The sequence below is a fragment of the Pantoea sp. GCM10028869 genome, assembly GCF_042666835.1.
In the GTDB taxonomy this organism is placed as follows: Bacteria; Pseudomonadota; Gammaproteobacteria; order Enterobacterales; family Enterobacteriaceae; genus Pantoea; species Pantoea leporis.
This window is the reverse complement of the sequence record NZ_JBHTGO010000004.1, coordinates 42,041-55,305: the sequence shown is the minus strand read 5'-3', so window position 1 is coordinate 55,305 and position 13,265 is coordinate 42,041. Positions and strand designations below refer to the sequence as shown.

Below are 13,265 nucleotides of genomic sequence, written 5' to 3'. Positions count from 1 at the left end.
TCAAAATTAATCAAGGTTGATCAAGATAGAGCCAAGCCACATGCAAAACGCCCCCCATATGGCTTTAACTTAAAATAACCACCATTACAATCACATTCGATTAAGCATTTACAATCAGGGTTAGCACAACCATATTCAAGAGGGTTTTAACATTATGCGACCATCATACGTTTTAACTAATTGTACATAGCTCTTATGTTCAAGCAAACTAATCCCAGAATTTTTTGATATCCATAAAATTCCTGATGATTCCTGCACATTCCATAATGATGAAACACCAAACTGATCAACTATCTGTATCACACCTGGTTTCAAACCACAAGATTTGCTAATTTTTAAACATTTGTCCATAGCATTATATAAAGCAAAGCCTATACTTTCTGTATGCACTGATAATGTTCCTTCGATCTCGTAACCAGAGACATCATTTCTCCCTTTAAATACAGAAACGGTAAGAAGTTGAATATCCATCCCTCTTAGTTGTTCATGCCACTCCTTGAGACTTAAATTTACAATAACAAGTACGTGGCGTGGTACATAAAGTAGAAGAGTTTGAAGTTGTGAGGGGCTGATAAACGGAAAGGAACGATGTAAACTGTTAATGCAACTAGCTTCTGGCTCACCATATCTAAAACATCTCACCTGGGGTAAAACATGTCCACTAAAAGAATGCCCAGCTAATTCAACCTCCACCACAAACCAATGAGAGAAACTCTTATGTATCAATGCTAAATCTGGAGTTCTACGATCACCATCCAAAATAAATGAACCGGAAAAGACATTGCAGAAGTATTCAGGAAATAACTTATTAACTGCTTTTACAACATTAGCTTCGAAGTCAATTTCGTAAAAATCAGTTGGGTCAACTTGAAAATAAGTACTATTTATATCATTGCTTTCAAGATATATTCTTTTCATCCTTTACTCCATTTCACGACAGCTAATCCATCCAAAAACTCTTCTTCATCTTTTAATCTTTGCACTTCTGGCCCAGTAGCTACAAGTGAATAGATTATAGCTCCAGTTTTTCCTTTAGCTGGTCTTACGACACGACCTAACCGCTGAATCCTTTGTCGCCTCGTTGCCGTACTTGCAGCAATTATTCCTAATTCGGTTTCCGGAACATTAAACCCTTCATCTAATGCTCGACAAGTTACTAAAACATCAAGATTTCCACTTCTAAAAAACTTGAGTGTTTCAGCTCTAGTTTTTAAAGACATTTTAGAATGGTATATACCTGCTTCAATGCCGTAACCCTTCAGAACTTCATAAATGAGTGAACATGCCTCAACATCTTCATGAAAAATTAACGTCCTTTTACCCTTATTCGCAGCCACAATTTTTAGAGCCAATCTTATCCTGTTCATACTCAAATTAAGTATTCTTGCTCTCTTTAAAAACAAAGCTACTGTTTCTTCAGCATCTAAGCCATTTTGACTTATTGATCGAGCAATAGATTTGCTGACCTTTTCGTATTTCTGCAGGCATTCAGGTTCAAGCTCGAACACAATATTTCTAAGTTCAAATGGAACAATAACACCATCTTTTAGGGCATCGCCATAGTCGTAATTAAAAATAACGGGCCCCAATAAAGGTATTAAAATCTCATTTAATTTATTATCGTACTGTCTTTCCGGCGTGGCTGAAAGCCCAAGGGAAGCAAACATATCTATTTTTAGGATATCGCTAAAATAGTCAGATGCCACTTTATGACATTCATCTACTATGAGAAATACATTCTTACCAATCAACTGTGAAGAATACTTGGCTGCTGTATTCATTACTGCTAAATTTATTGTACCTAATTTGAACGAAGATGAACTGGAGAGTATATTTATTTCATCCAGATCCAAATCAAAATATGAAGAAACCTCTTCCCACCATTGTTCTAATAGTGCAGTAGTAGGAACGACTATCAAAGTCGAAGTAGGCTTAAGCTTATCTATACAAGACAGCGCGAAAATTGTTTTCCCCCCTCCAGTAACAACACTTACTATTCCTCTATAACCCGTCTCGACCCAATTATTTAGAGCCTCTACTTGCCAACCTCGGGGGGGAACTTTAGGCATAATTAAATTTCCTCAAATTAATGTTCATCTTTAAATAGTTCAGTTTGCTCTTTTGTTCTGACTTCAAAATCCGCATTATCCATTTGATGTGCTTTAGCGGCTAATAGGTTGTTTTTAAGTGACCTAACACTATCAGGGTTAACTCGTGAAATAAGTCTACTTGCTTTAAATTCTGCAACAGCATCATAGATGTATTGTTGAATGCATTCATGAATTTGATCTTTACTTTCTAATGTTTGATAGTAAGGGTGCAGTCCGTTGATGATAACATGGATAACATCAGAACTAGCGCCCGGTGAAAAAGTCACATGTGGCTCATATGTGCTTGTTTCTTTCAGTGAAATTATAACCTTTAAATCATGCAATACATTTATTTGACCTATTTCGTCTTCTTTTGTTAATGACTTCACCTGTTGAAGATTGTTTGAGTTCAAGACTTCTATAGGAGGTAAAGAAGCATTATTAAGTGCGTCTTGGATTTCCGGACTTACAAATTCATCATGCATATCTTTAACCAAATCTCTTACCTGGTCTTTAGTCCATTTTGGACCTTTACCTTCACTTCCTCCCCTTCTCCTTTGAGCATAATCAGCAAAATCCTTACATTCATTAACAAGGTATTGTTCCAGTTGATCTTCTTCGTTGTTCTCGAATAATATTTTATCTTTTGTATGAGAAACACCAAAGCCATCTAATAATAGCACCCCGGTCAATCTTTGAGCCACAAGGTTATTAGCACCTTCAGAATCAACCCCACCAAAAATCACACTTGGTTTCCATGCATTAGGGAATCCTTGAATTTGTCTACTATTTTGGAAGAGTGAAAAGCCACCATACTTTCTTCCACCTTTACGTAAAACACCAATCCAACCTGAAACCTCTTTGCCATCTATCATTATTTTCTTTAGGTCGCGCTTCATTACTGTGCCGGAAGGGTCAGTATCCCATTCATTTTCTTCAGGAGGTTTAACCTCTTCTCCATTATAAGTTAACTTCAATCCAACATTACCATTTGAATCTCTTCTCAGATCGAACATATACATTGAACCGAGATAATCTTTTATTGTTTCTTCTGTTCTTTTTTGTATAACTCTTCGTAAACCACTTATAGTTATACGAGTAAAATGCTTGTCATTACTGACAGCATTCATACTTAGTGGTACTCGAGCATTTTCGTTTGCAATGCCATTCACATCAATTTTTGCTGTCCATTCTTCTCCACTACCTAATTCACAAGTCGTAACCTCCCAATAAGATCCAATCCAGCATGCAGCAGTCTTCATACCCATTCCATATTTTGAACGACCACGGCTATCTTTCGTTGGATTTGCAATTTTGAGAGCATTTACCAATGCTTCATAGTTCATACCAATTGAGTTATCTTCTATTGTTATTTTCTTGTTTACTCTGTCATGAACAATTGATACTTCAAGAGTTGTGCCTTCCTCCTTAAATGCATCAGTTATAAGCCCCTCGTAATTCAAAAGTGATTGTGTAGAATTATCAACAAATTCAGCTAAAGCATACCACATTGTGTAGCTCAAACGGCTATATGCATCTATCGCTCTTGAACCAACTGTTAAGTCTGTCATCATTTCTTTGGTCATTTTTTTCTCCTTAAGATTATTTAAAAAATGAACTTAATCAAAAATTACTACTGATGAGTTTATCCTTAAATCTTCCTTGTGAACCTTTTATATATTGATCATTTGCTTCTATGCTGAGCCAGAATCGATTCAATTCCTCTGCCGAGGCGCCAGTTGTATTACTCCCACCAAATGGGTCTAAAACAATATCATTAGGATCAGTTAATAACTTTATAAAAAAACGTGCTAAATCTGCTGGCATTCTTGCGGGATGAAGAGCAATTTTATTTAACTTACAATAGTTCATGTATTCATCACTGCTAGCGGTATTTGAGTAAGTTAATACGTTAGATGGTATAGCTCCGCCATTGTTTTTAAGAAATGACGTCTCACTAATATCATGTTCAGAAGGACGTTTACCTGCATTATAACTTCCTCTTTTCAAGAGGTTTTTCATGGAGTTACTATATTCTTGCAGAACATTCAAATTACAAGCTTTAGGTTTAGTTACTGGAGAAAGCCACCAGATCTTGGTAAAACTGTCTTTTACTCGGCTACGTTCAATATTAACCCACTGCGCAGGAGAGGGTAATTTAGCCGGGTTGTTCCATATGAATTCCTGACATAGATATAAACCGTTTTTTTCTTGAAACTCAAGAAGAGCTTTCATTACCAGTGTAGACATTACAGGCTGACCGGGTTCCCATGCATTCCCCAACTCAATAACAATTGATCCATTAGGAGTAAGCATTTTCTTGAATAATGGTCCAAAATCACACAACCATTTAATATAAGCCTCACCTGTTTCATTACCATATTTCTTCTTTCTATTTAGAATGAAGGGGGGGGACGTAAAAATAAGGTTTACTTTATTTTCCAAGTAATCCAATTCACCACTGGCTAAAATATCATCAGACTTACCCCAAAGCATCCTGCCTTTTTGTGTTTCATATGCAAGGTTAGTATCAGGGCTGTCTGAGAAAGGATTAGTTTGATTTTGCAACTGCTCATCAGCCTGATTTAGAATATCTGTAACTTGCATTCAGGACCCACCTCTAAAAAGTTAATAAAAAACACATGCCCGCGCCATGAGCCAAATCCGTAAAACCCTTTAATTTCAATTAGTTAGAAAAAGCATAGAATATGGAGTACGGTATCTGATGTTCTACGACCACTTGGTTATCGTTCTAATTCTAACGCGCACTGCGTTGGATGGCACTAAAAAAATGCTGCAAATTAACATATCCTATGAAGTAAGTTGAAACTCTATAAAAAATATACTCATCGAACATTAATATCCAAAATCTATCCTTTTATCTTACAACCTTCAAATCTATATTTGTTCTCAGATGCAACAAGTCAAGCAAAGATCATAAAGTGAACAACCTTCTTATTTAACTCCTGTGTGATTATTTTATTTTTTAAATCACCAAACAACTTGTAATAAAAAACACACCGATCATACCAATTAAATAACACTCACCAGTAATTAAGGATGTAGTAAAAGCTTTAGCTAGCTTATTCACTAAAGCAACATATTGGCAGTAATGTAACCTCAAAGTTAAGCGGCTCGGGTTGCTCGTAGAGGGAACACCTGCCTCATAAAGATGTTCGACGAGACCATGCTTGATAACCTAGCGTTTAGGTCGTTAACAGCCAAAAATAATGACGGCAGATCATAAGAGGAAGCAAAGGAACTCACATGTGAGGAAAAGAGTATGTAGCAATACCGTGCCTACATGAAGGCTCGTCTGTGCCTTACAACTCGTTACTATGCGCTTAGCGTAAGACTGCTCACGCGCAGCTCTCATCATGCATCCATAAGGCAGGCGACAGAACGGCTTCTGCTGCCGTATGCACTGAACTTGGCATGATCCACGAATTTTCTTGTAGATGCACTCGGTAGAGTACCGCAGGATTATGTACATTATCTGAAGGGTGATTTCGCAAGGAATTGGTCATGTTCAGCCTGCTCCGGGGATTTCAGGCATTCATGTTGCATTTATTATAGAGAGCATTGCACTGTTTCGTATGTATCCACTACAAGGATGTAGAACTTAACCGACGTGAGCTAAATCTATGGGCCTTTGAACATGGAGTTGAGTAGCACAAAAACCAGCCGGCCAAACCAACTCAAAAAAGCTCATTGGGTGTTTTAAAGGCCTTTGAAGGTATAAAGCCTAAATGAACGCTGTTTAAGCGATATTCTTAATACCCAGAAATCATGGATGACCAGCGGAGGGACTAGAAGAGTCCAGACCTCATTTACAGCTGGAATACCTAACGCCATTTATTTTTGAAGCAAGCTGAAACAGCTCAGGGTCAGGGTTAGGGTTAGAATTCGACATTACTATATGATTGTTCCAAGTGATACTAGGTAAGGTCAACGAGCTTCCTCCTCCCTTTCTCCTAGCAGTTGTCTCTACCTATCCGATAATAAAGAATGCCCTTTGCGCCTCTTGCAAACGTTTCAAAAAGTGAGGTTAATAACCTAGTTAGGATAATCAAACTAACAAAAAGTAACGAAGCATGTTCACCTTCTCAATGCAGCGCGATATACTACGACAGCGCCAAGATAAGAACTAATGGTAGCGAAGTTGAGGTAAACTATCTGTATAACATGGGATATAAAAATCTGAGCGAATAAGAAATGCGTGAAAAATTAAAAGATAATAAGTTTAGAATATTCTACACATTATTATGTGTGATTTTATGTGTGATCTCTTGGGTATTTCAGAAAGAAATATCAGAATCTCAATCAAACATGTTAGCCTTCTCTTACTATGCATCAGTAGCTACGTTGGTAGCATTAATAATTGCCGTAATGGAGATTATTTATGCAATAAGATTAAGCAAAAGCACACAAGAAAAAATGAAAGAGAGAGTTGATTGGTTCAAAAATCAAACTGTTTCTCATTTATCTCATTTGTGCTCTTCATATTATGAATCATCTCTTGATGACCTTGCAAACAACCAATACGGTCAACTTTCATTAAATTTCAGGTTTGCACTTAAATTACACAGAAATATCGCACATAATTTTATATCGCCGGATGACAAAATTATATTTGATACTAAATCCGAGATAATAAACAAACTTGAAAAGGACATTCAATATGCAAGATTTATTCCCCCACAAGAAAAAATGCCAAATAAAAAAGCAAGGGAAATTCGAGAGTCAATCATTGAAATAAAGAACATGATTGATTCAAAACATACTTTCACTAACAAAGAGGTGTAGCATTATGCTGCCAGAAAATATTGCTAAATTTGTTAACCAGATACTCACCGAAACAAGGCAAGGTAGCGTAACCTGGTCTTACAATTCAAACAGTGATCTAGTAAATACAAACTACAATGGCATGTATGTTTCCCTTGATTATATTTTTGATAATAATAATGAAGTTGGTTTGTATCGGCTAAATATGATTCAAGGTGACAGGCATTTTTTCTTCCCTGTGAATGAATATGAAAGTGGATATAGCTTACTAAAAATGTTATACCTTGAAGCTCAAGCTTCCGATTTTCAATTTTAACCTGAAAGGTATGGAGTCACTCTTCATACCTTCGGATGTGAAGGTTAAAAGTCAGTGTGAATTTCTGACAAAGATTTATTTATAACAAAAATCAGCCTTCACTTTCAATTACAGCCCTTAAATTCATAGATTATTGGAAACATTACTTAAATGGATCCTCATGCAACGCATTAACAGCTGAATGATTCTGTGCACCAATAATAACTTGCAAGTCTAGCGTTTACCATTAAAGTGAGTTTATAGACAGGTCACTTAATTTGGTTATGGCTTCAATATGTATTTCCGTAGGTTTTTAAAACGAAAACTTTTAGGAGTTAATAGAAATGCCGCTCATTTATCCGCACCCAAAAGAATCTTTCCCCGATTTTTTAAAAAATTGTGGCTATAATCATTTTGAACACGAAGTACGTGGAGCCTGTGACTGTTACCGTTTAACGAATGGGGTCATAGTTAATCTTTATACAACCAGGACGATTCAGTTACAGGGAAATTTACAGGAACGCCCTTCAGTTGAAGCGACCATAGCAGCACAATTGGGCCTTGTTACAGCGCCTAATAAAGCCACCACGGAACGACAAGCGGAACCATCTAAAAAAATATTTATCGTACACGGGCATGACCATATAGCTAAAGAACAACTTGAATTGATATTGCATAAACTTGGTTTGCCAGACCATTTCATTCTACAAAATACAGGTGGGACGGGATTAACAATTATCGAAGAACTTGAGCGGGAAATTGGACAAGGCCAAACTGCTACCCGTTTTGGCATTGTATTATTAACGCCTGACGATATGGGGTATTCAAAAAGGGATGGGGAATCTGGAGTTCAACCCAGAGCCCGACAAAATGTCGTGCTAGAAATGGGGATGCTATTATCGTCGTTGGGCCGCAGCAATGTAGTAATTCTTCAAAAACAACACTTAGAACAACCTTCCGATGCAAATGGGATTTTGTATCTTAATTTTAACGATCATGTGCGGGAGACTGTGCCACGCCTTGTGCAACGTTTGCAAAATTCTGGTTTCATTTTCACACAGAATCAACTTTCCAATGCATCTTCTTAACTTTCAATCTATAGGTTAATAAATACCATCCCTGCCAAGGCAGGGGTTACCTTATTCATTCTATTACCATTAATATATGTTATACAGTCCAATTGGTTCAGTGTGGATTTATCCATCAATGCTTCATTATTTAATAATGACCGACACCACTAACATTTCTTATGTTTTACACGATCAACAGCAATAAAAATGTAAAATTCGAATTGATTATCTCATCATATAAAATCGAGCACTACATGTCGTTTTTTATTTGATCAGTCGTTAATATTCTAGTTTGTAATTGCGCCACCTCATCCGGTGTAAATCGATCTTTAACTACTTTAAGATAATTGATAAGATTATTTATCTCGGAATCATCTTTTACAATGATATATTTAATGTCTCTTGGTTTAAAGCTTAGCCGCAGATGGCTAAGTGTCTGGTTATATTTTTCTTTTTGTTCTTTTGTTCTAATCCTACTAATGGGCACGAATGGCAATACGTTCTCCTCATCTATACTAGGAATATATCTCCATTCTTTTTCATCAGCAAATCTATAATTTTCAACACTTTCTCCTTTTCTTTTTAGTTCCCCCTCGTAATTTTTCAAATATCGATAGATATCCATAAATTTCATGTATGTTTCATTAAATTCTTTATGTTTATTTGAATCTAATATCACATCCATTTGTCGATATAAAGCGTTTAATGCAGCGGTGAAACCATCAGGAAATTCGCTATCTTTATTTACATACCAAACAGGGTTAAGTCCATTTGAATTTGCCCAAGTCTTATTTAATCCAATACCATAATCACCATATTTATCGATATGCTCCTTTAAATCAGAGAGCTTTATGTCACAAAATGAAACCATGGGGATGCCAAACTCTCTTACTTCTTTTTTACCTTGTATTTTTTCCCTTGCGTATGATATTTTGAACGTATCTTGAAGAATATTTAACAAACCATTTTTATTAGTGAAGTGAAATAATATTTCAGGGTGCAAGCTCATCCTTACCTCTAACATTCATCCGAAATTCGCACGACAAATTATCACCATTGATTTAATCTTGGTCAAGAGCAATCTATGGTAAATATCAAAACCCCTAAACTTGAACAACCTGCGGTCTTTTGTTGAAAATCAGGCATTAGCATTGCTGTTGTAAATAGTTGAGATGATTGTAATCTCCCATTTATCACTTTCAAAAAAAACCTCATCAATAGTCTGCAATATTGTTTCCAAATACAGCTTTTAACTGCCCAGATTAACAATTTACTCAGCTCACCAATGGCAGACGTCATTGAATGATCAATGTACAGAGCTAATTAAGACTCAAATGATACGCCCGTCATATCTTTTAAGAAGCGGCAAAGATCGTCACCAGCATCCTCAATCGTATTAAAAAGCCCGGAGTTTAAACACCCAGATTTAGTCTCATTAAGACGGTTAACGAATGGAGGAGTTGGATCTTGCCCCGTTAGGCTCCTGAATCTAACTGCATCAACACGCCAGCGATACATTTCACCATAACGTTGTACTCCCCTAATCCCTGTGCTGGTATTTTTCGTCGCTTTAATCGAAATTGGCATTCTGAGTGACCTTAGTTAAATGAGCGGGCGATTGTAACGTCCCTATGCAGCTGACTGGATATGTTTACAGCAAACTTAAGTCAAATCTGCGTTTAATAGTTATGAATTTTTGCATTTCTTACTTAGACGCAAATACTTTAGCTTGTCATTATAGTTTTAGCATAACCTGCGCTAGTTCCGGAAGTTCACCTCAATTCTTCGTACAATTTCCTTTGAGCAATGCCTTCATTTGACCAATATGTACCAGCGCCCTTTCGGTACTGGCTGGCACATACAGCTTTTCAACCTGCAATTGAGGCGGCGGAATGTATTCGCCGGCCTTAATGCGCTTGGCCATCTTATGCAGTTCAGTGCGGCATTTTCCACGCAGTTCTGACTTACTGAGGCATTTCCCGCATATCTGGCTATAGAGATTCGTTACCATCCAGTAAAGGGCATTAGCTTGCCATAGGTACGCCTCTGGTGAGTCATACAGACCGCGTCGCGCGCTTTAGCGCATGACCATGTCATATAATGCATGTTCATCCGGCAAACCAGCAGCACCACTTTCGCCGTCTTTGTACCAGATGATGAACTGCACTGAAGATGGCCAGAACGGAGAGCCGCTTGCTGAGACTCGCTTGGATCCATCGAATAGTTGGCGCTTCTTACTGCTCTCAATGGAAAAATGCGTCTTATCCCCCTAAGACTCCAGTTTTCCCTGACTTTTGGGCCATGATGATCATGTCTATGCACCTAAGGTGCTTTTAAAGTCGAGGACTGGTTGTTGATATTAATTTCAGCTAAGTGCCAACGGCGGACATGGCTACTAATTAACCTAAAATAAGGCAATTGTTCCCATTAAATAGTGGTAACTCCAAAGATATTTGGGTCGGCACAAAAAATATGAGAATGGGCTTGATATGCAGCAAGCTTATTAAAGCGTTCAAGTAAGCTTAGATTATGATGATGATGCTGTGCTGAAAATGAAATGTTATATGACCCTACTTGTTTCATCATTCGCGGCGGTATGTCTACAAGGGTCTGTTTTGACAAGTTCACCACATTGAATACAGCAAATGCGCTTCGACCCAAATTAAAAAGAAACATATTATGATTGGGATCATCAGTTCCTTGGAGGTAGCTTGTATCAGGCAAAGAAACTCTATATCCCGGAATGTCGTCAAAGGTAGCTACTATCAAATGACACATATTTCCCTCCGACTCAATAAGCTTCTCAATAGTAGACTCTAGGATACTTTTTGTTGCTCCGGGCGGAGTCATTAACGCCAAAAAAAGGATCTCCAACCACTGGAAGTACTGCTCACTAGTCACACCAAACATTGCGCAAACACCGGTCAAATGGGGTTTTGTTCCCGCGCGAATGTCGGAAAAGTGTGTTAGTAAAAGAGGATCAGTTGGATGCATTCCCTTCAGCCCTACAAACATATCTATTGTTCTAGCAATTAAATAGGGATTTCTAATCCACCCCATAAACTTTGCTTTGTAAACTCGTTCAGCGGCGTCCCTCAAAACATCGCCGTCAGAATTTACCTTTGACTCAGAAATAAGAAGATCAGTTGCTTGAACTAAGTCCATTTCAAATCTCTGAAAATAATCCTCTAAATTTTTTCTTAACTTTGAGCTTTTCACATCTAAGCTAAAGAGATCATCAAAAGATAGGTTTGTCTTTATCTTAACGCCTATAGTATCAGTCAAGCGAACAACGTAATTTTCGCGGTCTACAATTTCGAATTTGTAGATTCGCTGCTTATCTTTTGGTCTGCTCTTATCAATGCAATTACTACGCTGCTCAACCTGAGATATGAAGTGTTGATTCCTAGTTAAATTATCCATGAAATCTCCTTGTTTCGATGAAACGCCGCGCTTGTGATTTTTCTGCTTCCCATAGATTAATATGCGTTAAAGCTTGCAGTACGTCAGTATATTTGTGGAGAACTGTGAACTTCCGGTCTTTGATCATACCGGAAGTTCGCCCTAATGCTTCATGCAATTGTTTTTGAGCAAAGCTTTAATCTGACCAATATGTGCCAGTGCTGCCTCGGTGCTTACTGGTACATACAGCTTTTCAACCTGCACCCGAGGCGGCGGAATGTATTCGCCGGCCTTAATGCGCTTGGCCATCTTATGCAGTTCAGTGCGGCATTTTCCACGCAGTTCTGACTCACTGAGGCATTTCCCGCGCATCTGGCTATAGAGATTCGTTACCATCCAGTAATGGGCATTAGCTTGCCATGGGTACGCCTCTGGTGAGTCATACAGACCACGTCGCGCGCTGTAGCGCATAACCATGTCATACAGTGCATGTTCATCCGGCAAACCAGCAGCCCCACTTTCACCGTCTTTGCACCAACTGATGAACTGCCCGGGTGATGGCCAGAACGGAGAGCCGCTTGCTCGGGCACGCCTCATCCCTGCCGATAGCTCCTGCTTTGAAGTTATGCCGTTTTCAACGAACGCGGCTATCCACTGGCGCTTCGCTGCAGCCTCATCCCGTGGGTCTTTCAGCGTGGTGCTGATGGAAGCCGGAAATACCAGCTTCAGACTGCGGAAGAGAATATCCACCAGCTGCTCGACGGAGGAATCAACGCCACGGCTGTCCTTCGGTGAAAAGGTGCTTGCCAAGCCTGAGACTTCCATTTGCTGCTGCGCGTCGAAAACTGCTTCGCGGTTCGTCATAAGAAATTATTCTCCCACTCGCTGAGATCGTTCCAGTGCGGCTGGTTTGTCCCCTCAGGCGGTTGCTGACAGCGCCAAACGCCCTGTTTGTTCTGGTAGCTGAGCTTTTGGCTGGCTGCAATAAACCAGTTTTTGGGTTTTTCATGTGAAAACTCGATATCGAGTTTCTGCAGCTCGTAAACCAGATCCACGTTTGCGTAGAGCTTTTGCCACGATGCGAAGTCTGCGTGGTTGAGCTTCACGATGTTGCCTTCGAATGCGTATCGCGATCGCGGCACGAACTCCCCATTCGTTGCGTCAGCAACGGGTGTTATTTTTTTAGGTTCTTTGACTGGTTCTAATGACTGATTCTGTGACCCGTTTTTGGGTACATTCAAAGACCCGTTTTTGGGTGCATTCAAAGACCCGTTTTTGGGTATATTCCCGTTTTTGGGAACATTACCGTTTTTGGGTTCATTACCCTGAGCTGAATCAACCCGTTTTTGGGGGCATTCAGAACCGACATTCAACCTCAAAACTCTGACCCGTTTCGTTGCGCCTTTGCGTTCACCAGTGTCGGTAAGAAGACCATCTTCAATCATCTGGCCAATCCATTTTCCGATGGTCTTTTTGTCGAGACCGGTATCTTTAATCAGCCTCATATTGCTCGGATAGCAACAGTGGTACTCATCTGCCCTGTCCGCCAGAGAAAGGAGAAGAAGTTTTTGCGAAGCCTTGAGATCAAGGTTCCATACCCAATCGGTTGCTATCCGGCTCATT

General features: G+C 38.9%; 12 protein-coding genes and 1 pseudogene. 3 read left to right on the top strand and 10 right to left on the bottom strand.

The features are described from left to right. Positions 1–135 precede the first annotated feature (135 nt). The 4 genes from ACFQW4_RS11565 to ACFQW4_RS11550 are packed head-to-tail and all read right to left on the bottom strand — an operon-like array spanning position 136 to position 4,697. Entirely contained in the window at positions 136–918 is a 783-nt protein-coding gene (locus ACFQW4_RS11565) for a hypothetical protein (RefSeq protein WP_377725457.1), read from the bottom strand. Beyond that, positions 915–2,069 carry a DEAD/DEAH box helicase gene (locus tag ACFQW4_RS11560; protein WP_377725455.1) on the bottom strand — a complete coding sequence of 385 codons (1,155 nt, stop codon included), beginning with the start codon at positions 2,067–2,069 and terminating at the stop codon, positions 915–917. The genes ACFQW4_RS11565 and ACFQW4_RS11560 overlap by 4 nt, the downstream gene beginning before the upstream one ends. A 17-nt stretch (positions 2,070–2,086) precedes the next feature. Then, complete coding sequence (locus ACFQW4_RS11555; RefSeq protein ID WP_377725454.1) at positions 2,087–3,676, bottom strand: ATP-binding protein; 1,590 nt, start codon at positions 3,674–3,676, stop codon at positions 2,087–2,089. 37 nt (positions 3,677–3,713) lie between these two features. After that, positions 3,714–4,697: a DNA-methyltransferase gene (locus tag ACFQW4_RS11550; RefSeq protein ID WP_377725452.1), complete on the bottom strand. Its 984-nt coding sequence runs from the start codon at positions 4,695–4,697 to the stop codon at positions 3,714–3,716. Between the two features lie 1,608 nt (positions 4,698–6,305). Here ACFQW4_RS11550 and ACFQW4_RS11545 point away from each other — a divergent pair. The 3 genes from ACFQW4_RS11545 to ACFQW4_RS11535 all read left to right on the top strand — a co-directional run bounded on the left by ACFQW4_RS11545 (position 6,306) and on the right by ACFQW4_RS11535 (position 8,258). After that, on the top strand, positions 6,306–6,896 hold the full coding sequence (locus ACFQW4_RS11545) for a hypothetical protein (RefSeq protein ID WP_377725450.1): 591 nt from the start codon (positions 6,306–6,308) through the stop codon (positions 6,894–6,896). Between the two features lie 4 nt (positions 6,897–6,900). Further along, complete coding sequence (locus tag ACFQW4_RS11540) at positions 6,901–7,191, top strand: hypothetical protein (RefSeq protein ID WP_377725448.1); 291 nt, start codon at positions 6,901–6,903, stop codon at positions 7,189–7,191. A gap of 323 nt (positions 7,192–7,514) precedes the next feature. Next, the gene (locus ACFQW4_RS11535; protein ID WP_377725446.1) at positions 7,515–8,258 is read left to right on the top strand and encodes a TIR domain-containing protein; all 744 of its coding nucleotides are present in this window, start codon (positions 7,515–7,517) and stop codon (positions 8,256–8,258) included. Between the two features lie 232 nt (positions 8,259–8,490). Here the strand turns inward: ACFQW4_RS11535 and ACFQW4_RS11530 are convergent, their stop codons facing one another. The 6 genes and pseudogenes from ACFQW4_RS11530 to ACFQW4_RS11505 form a co-directional block, all read right to left on the bottom strand. Further along, complete coding sequence (locus tag ACFQW4_RS11530) at positions 8,491–9,249, bottom strand: abortive infection system antitoxin AbiGi family protein (RefSeq protein ID WP_377725444.1); 759 nt, start codon at positions 9,247–9,249, stop codon at positions 8,491–8,493. A gap of 314 nt (positions 9,250–9,563) precedes the next feature. Further along, positions 9,564–9,827: a hypothetical protein gene (locus ACFQW4_RS11525; protein WP_377725442.1), complete on the bottom strand. Its 264-nt coding sequence runs from the start codon at positions 9,825–9,827 to the stop codon at positions 9,564–9,566. Between the two features lie 190 nt (positions 9,828–10,017). Continuing rightward, positions 10,018–10,488: pseudogene (locus tag ACFQW4_RS11520) on the bottom strand (replication protein P). A 179-nt stretch (positions 10,489–10,667) separates the two neighbouring features. Further along, positions 10,668–11,663 (bottom strand): hypothetical protein, encoded by a 996-nt coding sequence (locus ACFQW4_RS11515; RefSeq protein WP_377725440.1) that lies wholly within the window; start codon positions 11,661–11,663, stop codon positions 10,668–10,670. Positions 11,664–11,804: 141 nt separating this feature from the next. Beyond that, positions 11,805–12,506: a replication protein P gene (locus ACFQW4_RS11510; RefSeq protein ID WP_377725438.1), complete on the bottom strand. Its 702-nt coding sequence runs from the start codon at positions 12,504–12,506 to the stop codon at positions 11,805–11,807. Then, positions 12,503–13,264, bottom strand: coding sequence for a helix-turn-helix domain-containing protein (locus tag ACFQW4_RS11505; protein ID WP_377725437.1), 762 nt, complete (start codon positions 13,262–13,264; stop codon positions 12,503–12,505). Before ACFQW4_RS11505 ends, ACFQW4_RS11510 begins: the two co-directional genes overlap by 4 nt. Position 13,265: the final 1 nt, after the last annotated feature.

Bases quoted from the DNA above. Each gene is read 5' to 3' on its own strand.
- ACFQW4_RS11565 (WP_377725457.1), bottom strand. From the start codon at position 918: ATGAAAAGAATATATCTTGAAAGCAATGATATAAATAGTACTTATTTT.
- ACFQW4_RS11560 (WP_377725455.1), bottom strand. From the start codon at position 2,069: ATGCCTAAAGTTCCCCCCCGAGGTTGGCAAGTAGAGGCTCTAAATAAT.
- ACFQW4_RS11555 (WP_377725454.1), bottom strand. From the start codon at position 3,676: ATGACCAAAGAAATGATGACAGACTTAACAGTTGGTTCAAGAGCGATA.
- ACFQW4_RS11550 (WP_377725452.1), bottom strand. From the start codon at position 4,697: ATGCAAGTTACAGATATTCTAAATCAGGCTGATGAGCAGTTGCAAAAT.
- ACFQW4_RS11545 (WP_377725450.1), top strand. From the start codon at position 6,306: ATGCGTGAAAAATTAAAAGATAATAAGTTTAGAATATTCTACACATTA.
- ACFQW4_RS11540 (WP_377725448.1), top strand. From the start codon at position 6,901: ATGCTGCCAGAAAATATTGCTAAATTTGTTAACCAGATACTCACCGAA.
- ACFQW4_RS11535 (WP_377725446.1), top strand. From the start codon at position 7,515: ATGCCGCTCATTTATCCGCACCCAAAAGAATCTTTCCCCGATTTTTTA.
- ACFQW4_RS11530 (WP_377725444.1), bottom strand. From the start codon at position 9,249: ATGAGCTTGCACCCTGAAATATTATTTCACTTCACTAATAAAAATGGT.
- ACFQW4_RS11525 (WP_377725442.1), bottom strand. From the start codon at position 9,827: ATGCCAATTTCGATTAAAGCGACGAAAAATACCAGCACAGGGATTAGG.
- ACFQW4_RS11515 (WP_377725440.1), bottom strand. From the start codon at position 11,663: ATGGATAATTTAACTAGGAATCAACACTTCATATCTCAGGTTGAGCAG.
- ACFQW4_RS11510 (WP_377725438.1), bottom strand. From the start codon at position 12,506: ATGACGAACCGCGAAGCAGTTTTCGACGCGCAGCAGCAAATGGAAGTC.
- ACFQW4_RS11505 (WP_377725437.1), bottom strand. From the start codon at position 13,264: ATGAGCCGGATAGCAACCGATTGGGTATGGAACCTTGATCTCAAGGCT.